Origin of the sequence: Haloferax sp. Atlit-4N (genome assembly GCF_003383025.1) — an archaeon.
GTDB lineage: Archaea > Halobacteriota > Halobacteria > Halobacteriales > Haloferacaceae > Haloferax > Haloferax gibbonsii.
The window spans coordinates 296,638-311,705 of record NZ_PSYY01000002.1; the positions used below are offsets into that span (position 1 = coordinate 296,638).

The 15,068-nt window shown below is 67.3% G+C and carries 16 protein-coding genes; 7 read left to right on the forward strand and 9 right to left on the reverse strand.

All coding sequences use genetic code 11. The features are described 5' to 3' along the window. Positions 1-51: 51 nt before the first annotated feature. Complete coding sequence (locus tag C5C07_RS10660; RefSeq protein WP_004974825.1) at positions 52-453, reverse strand: DUF5518 domain-containing protein; 402 nt, start codon at positions 451-453, stop codon at positions 52-54. A 251-nt stretch (positions 454-704) separates the two neighbouring features. Between C5C07_RS10660 and C5C07_RS10665 the strand changes: the two genes are divergently transcribed. Then, positions 705-1,994, forward strand: coding sequence for a tRNA (N(6)-L-threonylcarbamoyladenosine(37)-C(2))-methylthiotransferase (locus C5C07_RS10665; protein WP_115805049.1), 1,290 nt, complete (start codon positions 705-707; stop codon positions 1,992-1,994). Positions 1,995-2,116: 122 nt separating this feature from the next. Here C5C07_RS10665 and C5C07_RS10670 read toward each other — a convergent pair whose 3' ends face one another. After that, the gene (locus C5C07_RS10670) at positions 2,117-2,581 is read right to left on the reverse strand and encodes a GNAT family N-acetyltransferase (protein WP_050459698.1); all 465 of its coding nucleotides are present in this window, start codon (positions 2,579-2,581) and stop codon (positions 2,117-2,119) included. An 89-nt stretch (positions 2,582-2,670) separates the two neighbouring features. Here C5C07_RS10670 and C5C07_RS10675 point away from each other — a divergent pair, with 89 nt between their 5' ends. Next, on the forward strand, positions 2,671-3,258 hold the full coding sequence (locus tag C5C07_RS10675) for a S26 family signal peptidase (protein WP_004974830.1): 588 nt from the start codon (positions 2,671-2,673) through the stop codon (positions 3,256-3,258). 15 nt (positions 3,259-3,273) lie between these two features. Here the strand turns inward: C5C07_RS10675 and C5C07_RS10680 are convergent, their stop codons facing one another. From C5C07_RS10680 to map, 3 genes are all read right to left on the reverse strand, one after another. Then, entirely contained in the window at positions 3,274-4,209 is a 936-nt protein-coding gene (locus C5C07_RS10680) for a cation diffusion facilitator family transporter (protein WP_004974833.1), read from the reverse strand. An 81-nt stretch (positions 4,210-4,290) separates the two neighbouring features. After that, on the reverse strand, positions 4,291-4,860 hold the full coding sequence (locus tag C5C07_RS10685) for an HIT domain-containing protein (protein WP_115805050.1): 570 nt from the start codon (positions 4,858-4,860) through the stop codon (positions 4,291-4,293). 97 nt (positions 4,861-4,957) lie between these two features. Continuing rightward, positions 4,958-5,848 (reverse strand): type II methionyl aminopeptidase, encoded by an 891-nt coding sequence (gene map / locus C5C07_RS10690; protein WP_004974836.1) that lies wholly within the window; start codon positions 5,846-5,848, stop codon positions 4,958-4,960. A gap of 183 nt (positions 5,849-6,031) precedes the next feature. Between map and C5C07_RS10695 the strand changes: the two genes are divergently transcribed. The 3 genes from C5C07_RS10695 to C5C07_RS21020 all read left to right on the forward strand — a co-directional run bounded on the left by C5C07_RS10695 (position 6,032) and on the right by C5C07_RS21020 (position 9,614). Then, positions 6,032-6,733, forward strand: a complete 702-nt coding sequence (locus tag C5C07_RS10695) for a metallophosphoesterase family protein (protein WP_004974838.1) — start codon at positions 6,032-6,034, stop codon at positions 6,731-6,733. Between the two features lie 60 nt (positions 6,734-6,793). After that, positions 6,794-9,064, forward strand: coding sequence for a polyphosphate kinase 1 (gene ppk1 / locus C5C07_RS10700; RefSeq protein ID WP_115805051.1), 2,271 nt, complete (start codon positions 6,794-6,796; stop codon positions 9,062-9,064). Positions 9,065-9,137: 73 nt separating this feature from the next. Continuing rightward, positions 9,138-9,614: a hypothetical protein gene (locus C5C07_RS21020; protein WP_115820708.1), complete on the forward strand. Its 477-nt coding sequence runs from the start codon at positions 9,138-9,140 to the stop codon at positions 9,612-9,614. A gap of 33 nt (positions 9,615-9,647) precedes the next feature. Here the strand turns inward: C5C07_RS21020 and C5C07_RS10705 are convergent, their stop codons facing one another. Genes C5C07_RS10705 through C5C07_RS10715 form a run of 3 tightly spaced genes read right to left on the reverse strand, consistent with a single transcriptional unit; the run spans position 9,648 to position 12,038 of the window. Beyond that, positions 9,648-9,908: a lipoyl domain-containing protein gene (locus C5C07_RS10705; protein WP_115805052.1), complete on the reverse strand. Its 261-nt coding sequence runs from the start codon at positions 9,906-9,908 to the stop codon at positions 9,648-9,650. Between the two features lie 55 nt (positions 9,909-9,963). Continuing rightward, on the reverse strand, positions 9,964-11,004 hold the full coding sequence (locus C5C07_RS10710; protein WP_115805053.1) for an alpha-ketoacid dehydrogenase subunit beta: 1,041 nt from the start codon (positions 11,002-11,004) through the stop codon (positions 9,964-9,966). Beyond that, positions 11,004-12,038 carry a thiamine pyrophosphate-dependent dehydrogenase E1 component subunit alpha gene (locus C5C07_RS10715; protein ID WP_004974850.1) on the reverse strand — a complete coding sequence of 345 codons (1,035 nt, stop codon included), beginning with the start codon at positions 12,036-12,038 and terminating at the stop codon, positions 11,004-11,006. The genes C5C07_RS10710 and C5C07_RS10715 overlap by 1 nt, the downstream gene beginning before the upstream one ends. A gap of 166 nt (positions 12,039-12,204) precedes the next feature. Here C5C07_RS10715 and C5C07_RS10720 point away from each other — a divergent pair, with 166 nt between their 5' ends. Then, positions 12,205-12,846 (forward strand): dienelactone hydrolase family protein, encoded by a 642-nt coding sequence (locus tag C5C07_RS10720; protein WP_004974852.1) that lies wholly within the window; start codon positions 12,205-12,207, stop codon positions 12,844-12,846. 49 nt (positions 12,847-12,895) lie between these two features. Here C5C07_RS10720 and C5C07_RS10725 read toward each other — a convergent pair whose 3' ends face one another. Continuing rightward, positions 12,896-13,084, reverse strand: coding sequence for a hypothetical protein (locus C5C07_RS10725; RefSeq protein ID WP_115805054.1), 189 nt, complete (start codon positions 13,082-13,084; stop codon positions 12,896-12,898). An 89-nt stretch (positions 13,085-13,173) separates the two neighbouring features. Here C5C07_RS10725 and C5C07_RS10730 point away from each other — a divergent pair, with 89 nt between their 5' ends. After that, positions 13,174-14,985 (forward strand): formate/nitrite transporter family protein, encoded by a 1,812-nt coding sequence (locus C5C07_RS10730; protein ID WP_050459690.1) that lies wholly within the window; start codon positions 13,174-13,176, stop codon positions 14,983-14,985. Positions 14,986-15,068 lie beyond the last annotated feature (83 nt).

Here is a 15,068-nt window from a genome sequence, read left to right on the forward strand (position 1 = left end):
CGGGCGGAAGGCGAAACACGGGCGAAAAACAGGAACCGGGGCCGAGTCGGCTCAGGCCGCGGGTCTGGTGCGGCGGGCGGCCGAGCGGTCGTGGAGCATGCTGCCGACCGCACCGCCGATAGCGCCGGGGATGCCCGCGAGGGCGATGATGACGACGGCCGCGGCGAACACGGTCAGGCCGAAGAACGCGCCCGCGAACAGGACGTTCATAATCACGAGGCCGATGGCGACGATAATCGCGCCCAGCGTCGTGCCGACGAGGCCGTTGAGCGCACCGTCGGCCATGCCGGTCGTGACGAGGTAGCCGGCGACGAGGCCGCCGATGATGCCCGTGAGGACGTAGCCGACCGTGGGGAGGGTGACGTTCGTGAAGGGGACCGCGAAGCCGCTGAGGATGCCGACGACTACGGTCGCGATGAACCCGTAGGCGATGGCGCGCATGTTGAACTTCATAGCGAATCTAAATACAACGCTTGAGGTAATGAATTATATTCGTCCTCGGGCGGATGATACGGCCGGCGCGAGACTCCTCGGCGACGGAGCGTCCAGTCGGTGCGACGCTCCGCCCGCCGTGTTCGTCGGCGTCGGCGTCCACGTCGAGCGGGCGAAGCACTCGGGGGACGCTATCACGGCCCGCGGACGCCGGCGGTCTCGCGGGAGACCGCGGCGTTTTTGCCCGCTGACCCGGTACGTGGGATAACCGAATGGCCCGATACCACATCGAGACATACGGCTGCACCTCGAACCGCGGCGAGAGCCGCGCCATCGAGAGCGCGCTCCGCGACGCCGGTCACTACCGCGTCGACGGGCCCGAGGAGGCCGATGTCGCCATCATGAACACCTGTACGGTCGTGGAGAAGACGGAGCGGAACATGCTCCGTCGGGCCAAAGAGCTGGAGGCGGAGACGGCGGACCTCATCATCACGGGCTGTATGGCGCTCGCGCAGGGCAACGACTTCCGCGAGGAGGGTATCGACGCCCAGATTCTCCACTGGGACGACGTGCCGACCGCCGTCACCAACGGCGAGTGCCCGACTCCCGGTCCCGGCGTCGAACCCGTCTTGGACGGCGTCGTCGGCATCCTGCCAATCGCCCGCGGCTGTATGTCGAACTGCTCGTACTGCATCACGAAGTTCGCCACCGGTCGGGTCGATTCCCCCTCGGTCGACGAAAACGTCGAGAAGGCGCGGGCGCTCGTCCACGCCGGCGCGAAGGAACTCCGCATCACGGGACAGGACACCGGCGTCTACGGCTGGGACAAGGGCGACCGGAAACTCCCCGAGCTACTGGACCGCATCTGCACCGAAATCGACGGCGAGTTCCGCGTTCGCGTCGGCATGGCCAACCCCGGCGGCGTCCACGGCATCCGCGAGGAACTCGCCGCGGTGTTCGCCGAACACGACAAGCTCTACAACTTCATCCACGCGCCGGTGCAGTCCGGCTCCGACGAGGTGCTCGAACACATGCGCCGCCAGCACCGCGTCGACAAGTTCAGGGAAATCGTCGAGACGTTCGACCGGGAGCTCGCGTACTGGACGCTCTCGACCGACTTCATCGTCGGCTACCCGACCGAGACCGACGAGGACCACGAGCGGTCGATGGAGCTGCTCCGCGAGATTCGCCCCGAGAAGGTCAACGTCACGCGCTTCTCGAAGCGCCCCGGCACCGACGCCGCCGACCTGAAGGGCCTCGGCGGGACGCTCAAAAAGGAGCGCTCCAAGGAGATGTCCGAGGCGAAGATGGACATCGTCGCCGCCGCCTACGACGAGATGGTCGGCACGGAGCGCGAGGTGCTCGTCGTCCAAGAGGGCACCGGCGACTCCGTGAAGTGCCGCGACGAGGCCTACCGCCAGATAATCGTCCAGAACGCGACCGAACACGGCCTCGAACCCGGCGACTTCGCCCGCGTGAAGGTGACCGCCCACCAGACCGTCTACGCCTTCGCCGAACCGGTCGAGGCACAGCCCGAACCGCGCGAGCCCACCGCCGCCTGAGCGGTCGGGTTCGCTTCGGACCAGCACCCCCTGACCCGACCCGACCCGACCCGACCCGACCCGACCCGACCCGACCCGACCCGACCCGACCCGAACCCCCCGAACCGGTTCTCGCTCGTTTCTCAGTTCTCGTCGCGCCCTCGGACGCCGTCCTCGCCGACCCGGAGAAACATCCCTTTCGACGCCGGCGCGGTCGGTTCGAACCCCCAGCGCTCGTAGTAGCCGTCCACGTCGGCCAGGAGGTTCACGAACGCCGACGGCGGGGCCTCGCGGTCGAGGTAGTCCACGAGCGCGTCCATCACGCGGGTGCCGAGCCCGCGGCCCTGATGGTCGGGGTGGACCGCCACGTCGACGACCTGAAAGACGGTGCCGCCGTCGCCGACGAGCCGACCCATGCCGACGACGCGCTCGTCCGAGTCGTCGCCGCCGGTCGCTCCCTCGAAGACGACGCGCACGCCGAAAATCGTGTTCGGAACGCCGCGCTCGGCGGCCGCGAGAGACCGGGGAGGCATCCCGGCGGCGTCGCGGAGAGAGACGTACGTTTCGGGGTCGGGGAACTCGGGGACGAGACGGTAGTCGTCGGTCACGAGTCGACCGTCGAGCCGCCCGGTCCTAACGGTTTCTCTCCGCCGAACCCATCAACAGATTGATAGCGACTCGCGGGGTGACAGCACCCGTGTCCGACGACAGCCCATCGGAGCCCCGAACGTTCGCGAGAGACGCGCTGGAGACGGTCGCTATCGTCGCCGCGGTCGGCGCGGTGCTCTTCGCGGTGAGCGGCGTGTGGCCCCCGATGGTCGCTATCGAGAGCGGGAGCATGCAACCGACCCTCGAACGCGGCGACCTCGTCGTCGTGACCGCGGAGGGTCGCTACGGCGGCCCCGCGGCCGACGACTACGGCGTCGTCACGGCCAACGAGAGCGAGGGCTACGGGCGGCTCGGCGGGCCGGGCGACGTCGTCGTCTACGACGCGCCGTCGCACCCCACGCCCATCATCCACCGCGCCGTCTTCTGGGTCGAGGACGGCGAGAACTGGTACGACCGGGCCAACGAGTCCTACGCGAGCGGTGCGGACTCCTGTGCGGAGCTTCTGAACTGTCCCGCGCCGCACGCCGGCTACGTCACCCGCGGCGACAACAACGACTACTACGACCAAGCGCAGGGTATCGCCTCGCCGGTCCGACCCGACTGGGTGCGGGCGAAAGGCCAGTTCCACGTGCCGCACCTCGGAGCGCTCCGACTGGAAGCGCAGAAACTGTTCTGAACACCCCCCGACGCGTCAGCGACTGTTGCCGCCGTCGGGCGAGAACATGGTGTAGCGGTCCGTCTCGTCGTCTTCCTTCCACTCGCCGAGCTCTCGCGGGTCGATGTGGACGAACACGTCGTCGACCTCGTCGATGTTCCGAATCGCCTGGACGACCCACGTCTCGATGTCGTGGGCCTCCGCGAGCGTCATGTCGCCTTCGACCTCGATGTGGAGGCTCACGTCGATTTCGGGGCCGACGTAGTGGGCGACCACGTCGTGTGCGCCGTAGACGTCGGGGTGCGACAGGGCGGTCTGGACGATGAGCGCCCGGAGATACTCCGGCGGCGCGGCCCCGACGAGGTAGTTCACGTTGTCGCGGACGATTTCGTAGCCGGTGTAGACGATGCCGATGGAGACGACCATGGCGGCCAGCGGGTCCAAGATTGGGTAGCCGAACTGGCCGCCGACCACGCCGACGAGCGCCGCGCCCGCGGTGAGGATGTCGTTTCGGTTGTCGACGCCGGCGGCGACGAGCGCGGGCGAGTTCTGCTCGCGGCCGACCGAGTAGCAGTAGCGGTAGAGGACGTACTTCCCCGCCGCCGCGACGACGAGGACGACGACGCCGAGCATCCCCGCGGACCCGCCGTAGGTTCCGGCGAGGATGCTGGACGTGCTCTGCCAGAGAATCGCCCCGCCGGCGGCGAAGATGCCGACCGCGACGAAAAGCGAGATGAACGGCTCGATGCGCTCGTGGCCGTGGGGGTGTTCCCAGTCCGGCGGCTTCGTCGTCAGGTAGAGGCCGCCGAGGATGATGGTGCTGTAGACCACGTCCGAGAGGCTGTTGACCGCCTCGGACCCGAGGGCCAGACTCCCGGTCGTCCACCACACGCCGCCCTTCCCGAGGACGAGAAGCAGGTTCGCCACGAGGACGACGAATCCGACTCGACGAATGGCCCGCTTTCGCTCCATTACCGTGGCTTTCGGGAGTGGGGTTCAAATGCGCTTCGGGCCGGAGCGGCCTATTAGACGCACTCGACGTGAGTTTTAGAGTCAGTCTAATTCGAAGCGAACCGCGTCGTCGTCGGCGTCGACGACCGCGCCGTCGAGGCCGGCGAACGCCTCGCGAAGTTGGTCGTAGGAGTCGTCGAGGGCCTGCACGAGCACTTTCGTGTCGGAGATGACCGGCATGAAGTTGGTGTCGCCGCTCCACCGCGGGACGACGTGGGTGTGGAGGTGGTCGTCGATGGAGCCGCCGGCGGCCGACCCGCCGAGGTTCTCGCCCGCGTTACAGCCGTCGGGGTCGAAGGCGGCGTCTAACGCGGCGAGCGTCTTCGATTTGAGCCGCGCGTGGTCGAGGAGTTCCTCGTCGGAGAGGGCGGCGAACTCGCCGGTGTGGCGGTACGGGATGACCATGACGTGCCCCGGCGCGTAGGGGTAGTTGTTCAGGAGGACGAACGAGTGCGGGGAGCGAGCGACGATTTTGCTCTCTCTGTCGTCGTCGCGTTCGGGGAGCGCACAGAAGGGACAGCGGTCGTCGTCCGGGTCGTCGGCGTCGGCCGCGTCTTGGTCGTCGTCGCGGGCGACCCACTCGATGCGCCACGGGGCGAACAGTTGGTCCATGGCGGCCCAACGGGACCGGACGTGCAAGCCGTTTCGGTCTCGGAGCGGTCGGTGTCGACCTCGATGCCGACCCGATGCCGACCCCGACTTCGTCCGATTACCGCGTGAGGTTCTCGTAGCCGTCTTCGGTGACGATGATGGTGTCTTCGGCCTGTCCGACAAGCGCGCCCTCCTCTTCTTTCAGGACGGGGTAGCCGCGCAAGATGCCCTGCTGTTCGAGCCGGCGGATGGCCATCTCGGAGCGGCCGCCCTCGAACCAGCGACCCGCGAAGGGGAGCAGTTTGTACTTCTCGCGCACCTCGTCGAGCAGTTTGCGCGACATGCGGTCGCGGACCGAGCGGTCGTTGACGAGGCTGTAAATCTCGTTTTTCGAGCCCTCGGTGACCTTGCCGGAGCCGTCGGTGGCGAACGGTTCGATGGCGACCACGTCGCCGACTTCGAGTTCGACGCCGCGCTCTGCGCCGCGGTTCGGGATGGTCGGGTCGGTGTGGGCGTCCCACTGTTCGACGCCGTGGCCCGAGAGGTTGAGGACGGGCGTGTAGCCGTAGCCGCGAATCACGTCCTCGATTTCCGCGCCGATTTTCCCGGTGTGCGCGCCCGCTTCGACCATGTCGAGGGCGGCGTCGAGCGCCTCCTCGGCGGACTCGACGAGTTCGTCGTTGCCCGAGAGGTCGACGGTCACGGCGGAGTCGGCGATGTAGCCGTCGACGTGGACGCCGACGTCGAGACAGACCATGTCCTCGCCGAACACGGTGTCGTCGTCGCGGCCGGGGCTGGCGTGCGAGGCCTCCTCGTTGACGCTGATGTTGACCGGGAAGGCGCAGCCGTCGGCGAGTTCGCGGATGCGACCTTCGGCGTACTCGGCGACTTCGAGGTGGGTGACGCCGGGTTCGACCATCTCGGCCGACTCGTCCAGCACCGTGCGCAGGACCTCCCCTGCCTCTCGATACTTCTCGACCGTCTCGTCGTCGAGGGGTCCGATACTCATGACCGCGACTTCGCGGCCGCGCCGGAAAGCGATTGCGGGATGGCCGGCGACTGAGCGCGGGCCGCCGCAGCCGACTCGGATACCGTGCGAGACAAACGCTCCCACGTCTATATAGCACAACATTCCGAAACTAGCAACCCTTTCTTAGGCAGGGATGTTCTGAAATAGGAGAGAACGTTTCCAATGAGTGTCCCATCCTTCCACCCCGACGTCGCCGAGCAACACCTTCGAGTCGACATCGACGACTGGGACGACGTGTACGTCGTCGGCGACGTACACGGGTGTCTGCCGGCGCTCGAACGCCTCGTCGACCGGCTCGACCCGTCCGAGGACGACCTCGTCGTCTTCGTCGGCGACCTCGTGCGGAAGGGGCCGGACAGCAAGGGCGTCGTGGACTACGTCCGCGAGCGCGACAACTTCCTGACCGTCCGCGGCAACAACGAGGAGAAACTCATCCGCGGCACGAAGGAGATAGACGCGCTGACCGACGACGACCTCGAGTGGATTTCGAACCTCCCGGTCGCTATCACGTGGGACGGGGCCATCGTCGTCCACGGCGGCATCCACCCCGAAAAGCCGCTCGACGAACACGACGTGGACGCCCTCGAGAACACCCGGGCGATGAACCCCGGCGACAGCTACGACGGCCCGTTCTGGTTCGAGCACTACGAGGGCCCCGAGCGCGTTTTCTTCGGCCACACCGTCATGGCCCACCCCGCCGTCTTCGAGCACGCGATGGGGCTCGACACGGGCGCGGTCTACGGCGGCGCGCTCACCGCCTACGACCTCCGCGCCGACGAACTCGTCGCCGTCGAGTCCGAGGTCACCCACGAGTCCCGCAAGGACTCGAAGATTCTCGAACCGCGCCAGCCCGCGCTGGTCTGAGCCCCGCCGAGTCGGAGGCGGCGAACTAAAGGTCGCCGCCGAACCATCTCCTCTCAGCACATGTCCGACGACGAGGCTCGCGGCGGCGACTCGCAGGCCCGGCAGGACAGTCAGACGACCGCGCCGGTCCGCGTCCGCGAGCGCGGAGACGGCGAGTCCACTCCAGCCGACGCCGACCTCACCGACCCCGCGCTGTACCTCAACCGCGAACTCAGCGAACTCGCCTTCCACGAGCGCGTCCTCCACGAGGCGGTCGACGACCGCAACCCGCTTTTCGAGCGCGTCAAGTTCCTCTCGATTCTCACCTCGAACCTCGACGAGTTCTTCATGAAGCGCGTCGGCGGCCTGAAACAGCAGATGGCCGCCGGCGTGAGCGAACTGTCGCCCGACGGTCGGACGCCGAGCCGACAGTGGTCGCTCGTCCTCGACCGCGCTCGCGACCTGCTTGACCGGCAGTCGGCCTGCTTTCACGACCTCGTCCGGCCCGCGCTCGCCGACGCGGGCATCGAAATCGTCGGCTACGACGACCTCGCGCCCGACGAGCGGGCGGCGCTCCGCGACTACTTCGAGGCGTCGGTCCTGCCGACGCTCACACCCCTGACGTTCGACCCGGCGCACCCGTTCCCATTCATCTCGAACCTCTCGCTGTCGCTCGCGGTCCGAACGACCGAGGGCGACGACGAGCCGACGAAGTTCTCGCGGGTCAAGGTCCCCGGCAACCGCCCGCGACTCGTCAACGTCGACGAGCGCGTCGGCGACGCAAACGAGGCGACCGACGCCGATGCCTCCACCTCCGAATCCGCCGGCTCAGCCGCCCCCGTCAGGTTCGTTCCGCTCGTGGCCGTCATCGAGCGCAACATCGACCTGTTGTTCCCGAACGTCGAGGTCATCGACACCTCCGCGTTCAGGGTGACGCGGAACGCCGAGGTCCGCCGGAACGAGGAGGTCGCCGAGGGCCTCATCGCCACGATAGAGGACGTGCTCCGCCAGCGCCGGTTCGCAACGGTCGTTCGACTGGAAGTCCAGTCGGGCACGCCCGAGGCGGTCCGCGACCTGCTCGCGGAACAGCTCGACGTGGACGACCCCGAGGTGTTCGAGCGCGACCTACCGCTGGACTACGGGGCGCTCACGTCGCTTTTCGACCTCGACCGCCCGGAGCTCGAAGTCGAGCCGTGGACGCCGCAGCCCCACCCGCGGTTCGCCGGGCGCTCCGCCGACGACCCCGAGTCGGTGTTCGCCGAAATCGCCCGGAAGGACGTGCTCGTCCACCACCCGTACCACTCGTTTACGGGCACGGTGGGAACGTTCCTCGCGGCCGCCGCGGCCGACCCGGACGTGCTGGCCATCAAAGCCACCATCTACCGGACCGCGCCGGACTCCGAGGTCATCGAGACGCTCATCGAGGCCGCGAAGAACGGCAAGCAGGTCGCGGTGATGGTCGAACTCAAAGCGCGGTTCGACGAGGAGAACAACCTCCGGTGGGTCCGCCGCCTCGAAGAGGAGGGCATCCACGTCGCCTACGGCACTATCGGGCTGAAGACCCACTCGAAGACGGCGCTCGTCGTCCGCGAGGAGGACGACGAGGTGCGACTGTACTCCCACGTCGCCACCGGGAACTACCACTCCCAGACGGCGAAGCTCTACACCGACCTCGGGCTGTTCACGGCCGACCCCGACATCGGTCACGACCTCGTTCGCCTGTTCAACTTCTTCACCGGCCATTCGCGCCAGGAGACCTACCGGAAACTGCTGGTCGCGCCGACGAGTCTCCGCGAGGAGATGACCCGACTCGTCCGCCGGGAGGCCGACCACGCCCGCGCCGGCCGCGACGCCCGCATCGTCGCCAAGATGAACTCCCTCGAGGACCCCGCGATGGTCCGCGAACTCTACGAGGCGTCGATGGCGGGCGTCGATATCGACCTCGTGGTCCGGGGAATCTGCCGGCTCAGGCCCGGCATCGATGGGCTCTCGGAGAACGTCTCGGTGTCGAGCGTCGTCGGTCGGTTCCTCGAACACTCGCGTATCTTCTACTTCGAAAACGCGGGCGACCCCGACTACTACGTCGGCTCTGCCGACTGGATGACGCGCAATCTCGACCGCCGGGTCGAGGCCGTCGCGCCCGTCGAAGACCCGGAACACCGCGCCGAACTCGACGCCGTCCTCGACGCGCTCCTGTCGGACAACCGCCGGCGCTGGGTGATGGACGCCGACGGTCGGTACCAGCAACTACGCCCGACAGACGACGCACAGGAAGTCGAGGCGCATACTGTCCTGATGAACCGGGCGCTGGCGGAGACCCACCGGTCGAAGAACGGCGACCACGAGTCGTAGCGTGCCCGACACGACTGGCCCGCACGTTTAGTTGGACAGAAGACATATTCTGGTCCACGTTGCAGACGAGTCTATGAACTCTCCTCACCACCGAAGACGTATCCTCCAGCGTACCGGCATCGTTCTCGTCTTCGGAATCGGTCTCGCAGGATGTCTCGCCGACACACCGACTGGTGATGGCTCACCCACCACGACACACCCCGAGACGACCGATGACCAGACGGCAACACCGGAATCCGAGACAGCAGTTCCACTCGCCGAAATTTCAGACGAGGACGCCAAAGCCCGAGCGCTCGCCGCCGAGGAAACCTATCTCGAAAACCGTCTGCAGAACGCCACCTGTCTCCTGAGTTGGGGAACGACACCGACGACGGCGAGCAAAGAAGCGATGGTCGTCGAACGCTCTGCTGACGGCGTCGTCGTCGACGTGACGCATCCGTACTGGTACGGCAAAGAAGGCGAAGAAGCGGACTCGTCCTCGGAGGCGCTCTACCTCGTGACCGAGACGGATGTCGAACGCACCAGCGGTGACGACGTCTCTCCCTGTTGACCCGAACAGCGTACCGCCGAAAAATAGCCGTCGTCAGGCGCTCGGTTGCACCCGCGCGAGCACGTCGCCGCGGTCGAAGTCGCCGCCCTCGGCGACGAGTATCTCCGTGACCGTCCCCGCGGTCGGCGCGGCCACGTCGATGCTCACCTTCTCGACCTGTATCTCGCAGAGCGTCTCGCCCTCGTCGACCGCCGACCCCTCGCGGACGAACCAGTTGGCGAGGTAGCCCTCGGCCACGTCGTCGGCGTCGTCGGGCCACGAATCGGCCGAGTTCACGTCGAGGGCGTCGCTCATCGTCCGCCTCCGTTCCCGTCTCTGCCTCCGTCCCCGTCTGTTTCGGGCGCTCGTCTCATTCGTGGAGTTCGCGGACGGCCGCCGCGATATCGTCGGTGCCGGGGTTGACCTCGTCTTCCAGCGAGCGGGCGTAGGGAATCGGCACGTCGGGGATGGCGAGGCGCTTGACGGCCGAGAGGTCGTTCAGCGCGCCCTCGGCGGCCCGCGCGATGATTTCCCCCGTCACGCCGAACGACTGGTAGTCTTCGTCCACGACGAGGAGTTTCCCGGTCTTGCGGACCGAGTCGAGCACCGTCTCAGTGTCGAGGGGTACGAGCGTCCGGAGGTCGATGACCTCGGCGTCGATGCCGTCGTCGTCGAGCTGTTCCGCGGCCTCCATCGCCCGGTGGACGTGCAGGCCGAGGGTGACCACGGTCACGTCGTCGCCGGGGCGCTTCACGTCGGCCTCGCCGAACGGAATCGTGTAGTCGTCCTTGGGAACCCCGGTCTTCGGGCCCGAAGGCGAGGGCATCCAACCAAGGCCCATGAGGCGCTTGTGGAACATGTAGACGACCGGGTCGTCGTCGCGGATGGCGCTGTGCATCAGGCCCTTGGCGTCGTAGGCCGTCGAGGGGACGACGACTTTCATCCCCGGCAGGTGGGCGAAGGTCCCGTAGAGCGTCTGGGAGTGCTGGCCGGCGTCGTTGTAAGTTCCGCCGACGGCCGTGGTCAGCACCATCGGGACCGAAAAGGACCCGCCGCTCATGTAGGTGTTCTTCGCCATGTTGTTGTAGATCTGGTCCATGGCGACGCCGAAGAAGTCGACGAACATCAGTTCGGCAATCGGGCGCATGCCGGCCTGTGCGGCCCCGACGGCCGCGCCGAGGTAGGCCGTCTCGCTGATGGGCACGTCCATCACGCGGTCGCGGCCGAACTCGTCCAAGAGGCCGGTCGTACTGGAGAAGATGCCGCCGTAGTCGGCGACGTCCTCGCCCATGTAGAACACCTCCTCGTTCTCGCGCATCTCCCACGCGATGGCTTCCACCATCGCCCTGCTCATGGTCAGTTCGCGGTCCGTCTCGGTCGCTTCCGTGTAGTCTCGTGATTCAGTCGCCATCAGTTGTCACCTCCCGTCTCGCCGGCGTCGTCCGGCGCGTCTGTCGCGCTCCCGCCGTCCGTCGCCGCCTGCGCCGGCGGGTTCGTAAACACGTTCTCGTACGCCTCCTCCGGGGCCGGTTCGGGCTGCTCTTTGGCCCACGAAATCGCCTCCTCGACCCGCTCGTGGGCGCGCTCTCGAATCTCGTCGAGTTCGTCGTCGGTCACGCCGTGCGAGCGGAGGTCCTCGGCGAGTCGCTCGATGGAGTCGCGCTGCTTCGCGCGGTCGATGTCGGCCTCCGGTCGATAGGCTTCGGCGTCGCCCATGAAGTGGCCCATCCGGCGGTGGACCTGTACCTCGATGAGCGTCGGCCCGTTGCCGTCGCGGGCGCGCATCACGGCCTCGCCCGCGGCCTCGTAGACCGCCGTGGCGTCGTCGGAGTCGATTCGGACGCCGGGCAGGTCGAAGCCGGCGGCGCGCTGTGCGCCGTTCTGCACGTCGGTCACGCGGTCTTTCGGCATGCTGATGGCCCAGTCGTTGTCCTCGACGACGAAGACGACCGGGAGGTCGTGGACCGCCGCGAGGTTCAGCGATTCGAGGAAGCCGCCCTGGTCGATAGCGCCCTCGCCGAGGAAGGCGACGGCCACGGCGTCGGTGTTCCGCTTTTTCGCCGCCATCGCCGCGCCGACCGCCGGCGGACAGCCCTGCGCGATGATGCCCGAACACGCGAAGTTCACGTCGGGGTCGAACAGGTGCATGTGCCCGCCCTTCCCGCGGCAGAGCCCCGTCTTCCGGCCGAAAATCTCGGCGGTCATGCGCTTGAGGTCGACGCCCTTCGCGATGGCGATGTGGTGCGGTCGGTGCGGCGCGGTCACCGTGTCGTCGTCTCGGAGGTGCATGCAGACGCCCGCTCCGGACGCCTCGTGGCCGGCCGCGAGGTGGAGTTCGCCGGGAATCGGCCCCGCCGAGATGTCGAACGCCGGCTGCTTGCCGACGAGGTACTCGTCCACCAGTCGCTCCTCGTAGTGCCGAGCGGTCACCATCTGCTCGTACATCGTCTGTAGGTCGGTAACACTCACCATAGTTGGCGTGCGGGTGTACTCCCGAGTATCTATTAACATTAATTGTGTAAGTCATGACCATCAGAACGAACGGACTGCGGATTCACGCGAAGCGACGGGTCGAGACAGGTCTAAGCCCGGTTCGAGCGTATCGTCTCGTATGAACGACACGACGACGAACCTCGTCTCGATACCCGTCGGCGACGCGGTGCTGGAGGGCGACCTCCGCGTTCCGTCCGGGGCGTCGGGGCTCGTGGTGTTCGCCCACGGCAGCGGCAGCAGTCGGAAGAGCCCGCGGAACAACTTCGTCGCCGAGGTCATCCGCGACCGCGGGCTCGGGACGCTCCTTTTCGACCTGCTCACGGAGGCGGAAGACGAGACGTACGAGACGCGGTTCGACATCCCGCTTCTGACCGAGCGACTGCTCGGCGCGACCGAGTGGCTCCGCGGCCGCGACGACGTCGCGGCCCTCGACTACGGCTACTTCGGGTCGAGCACCGGCGCGGCGGCGGCGGTCCTCGCGGCGGCCGACCTCGGCGACGACGCCGGCGCGGTCGTCTCTCGCGGCGGGCGCGTCGACCTCGCGGAGTCGCGGCTCGGCGACGTGACGGCACCGACGCTGTTCGTCGTCGGCGGTGCCGACGAGCCGGTTTTGAGCCTGAACCGCGACGCGTTCGCCCGACTGGACTGCGAGAAGTCGTTGGAAGTCGTCGCCGGCGCGGGCCACCTGTTCGAGGGGCCGGGCGAACTGGACGAGGTGGCCGACCTCGCCGCCGACTGGTTCGAGAGCCACCTCGGCTGAGGGCGTCGCCTGCGGTCGCCGGCGACCGCGGAGCGGGGGGTCGGGACGGTCAGCGCGAGAACTTGCGGTCCTTCGCGGGGTCTTCGACGACGACCCACCAGCGGACGTCCTCCTTCGGGTGGCGGCGCTCGACGTGTTCGTCGAGTCGCTCCCCGGAGTCGAAATCGCGGCCGCAGCGGTTGCAGCGGTGGTGTCTGTTGGTCGTGGGTACGGATACGCCGTAGATGATACTCGACATACATGGGTGGCCGCTTCCGACGCGACCGAACTGTTGTAGACGGCCTGAACCGGTACGTTTAGAACGGTTTATTCGAAAAACACCGCTCAATGACAGAACCCGAGTCGACGGAGCTCGACGAATCCGTTCGCGAGGCCGTCGAACGGTCACGAAGCGGCGCGCCGGCGGTCGGTTCGGTGGTTCGCGACCGGTTTTCGTCCGACGAGGTGTTCCAGCGCATCGTCGCGGCCGCGGACGAGGAGATAACCTCCGGGGCGCGGGAACTGTTCTTCAGCGCCCTCGCCGCGGGCTTCGCGATTACGATCACGTTCCTCCTCTACGTCTCGATGAAGGCGTCCACCGGCGGCGACCCGGTGTTAAGTGCGATGCTCTACCCGCTCGGGTTCATCTACATCATCATCGGGGGCTATCAGCTCTACACCGAGAACACGCTCCCGCCGGTCGCGTTGACGCTGGAGCGGTTGGCCAGTATCCCCGCGCTCTTGCGTAACTGGGTCGTCGTCCTCGCGGGGAACCTCTTCGGCGGGACGCTCGGTGCGGCCGCTCTCGCCTTCGGCGGCGTCCTCTCGCCGGAAGCCGCGAACGCGGCGCTCGAACTCGCTCAGAAGGGCGTCGAGACGCCATGGTGGAGTCTCTTCTTCAAGGCCGCGTTCGCCGGCCTTATCGTCGCCGGCGTCGTCTGGGTCACCTTCGCCGCCCGCGACACCATCTCTCGTCTCGTCGTCGTCTACCTCGCGTTCCTCGCGGTCCCGCTGGGTGGCCTCTTCCACGTCGTCGTCTCCTACACCGAGATGGTCTACCTCGTGATGAACGGCCAGCTGGCGTTCCTCGTCGGCCTGACCGAGTTCGTCGTCCCCGTCCTGTTGGGCAACACCTTCGGCGGCGTCGTCCTCGTCACCGTCGTCAACTACTTCCAGACGACGGAAAACCGGTTAGAATCCGCTCGTTTCGAGGGCGCGAAACGGCAGCTCTCGATTCGTGAGTGGGTGCTGGGTGGGCTCGCGGGACGGTCGTACGTCCCGCTCATCGAGACCGAAGAGGGAACCGAAGACCACCCGGACTCCTACCGGGTCGTCGTCCCCATCGCGAACCCGCGGACCGAGTCGCACGTCGTCGAACTCGCCTGCGCGCTCGCGAAGTCGAAAGAGGACGCCATCGTCGACATCGTCCACGTGGTGCAGGTCCCCTCGCGCGTCTCGCAACGCTACGGTGCCGCACAGAACCAGCGGATTATCGCACACTCCAACGAGCAGCTCGAAGACGCCCGCGAACGCGCTGCCGGCTACGATATCGAAGCCCGCACGTCGACCGTCGTCTCACACCGCTCGTTCGAGGAGATATTCACCGTCGCCCGCCGCAAAGACGCGGACCTCGTCGTCATGGGCTGGAGCAACGACCGAATCTGGGCGGGAGGACGTGCAGAGCGGACGATGAGCGAGTTGACGAGTCGCCTGCCCTGCGACTTCCTCGTCCTCAACGACCGGAACTACGACACCAGCCGACTCCTCTTGCCGACGGTCGATAGCGCCCACTCGGCGCTGAGTGCCGAGGTCGCGAAGTCCCTCCACTCGACCGTCGGGTCGGAGGTGACGCTCCTTCACGTCGTCGACGGCCCGGACGACCGCGAACGGGGCGAGGCGTTCCTCTCCGACTGGGCGACCGAACACGGCCTGCAGGACGCGGCGCGAATCGTCGACGACTCCGGCGACATCGAACGAGCCATCGCCGACCGGGCCGACAGCCACTCGATGGTGCTGATGGGAGCGACCGAACAGGGCCTTCTCACTCGACTCCTGACCGACTCGCTGCACCTCGACGTGGTCAACGACACCGACCACGCGGTTCTCCTGGTGGAGCGCGCCACCGACCGAAGCCTCAGGCAGCGTCTGTTCGGACGCTGAGGCGGTCGGCTACTCTCCTCGCGGCCGTTCGCTCTCTGCAACTTAGTAGCGTCGGCATTCGAACTGGTCGCCGGCGACCGCGC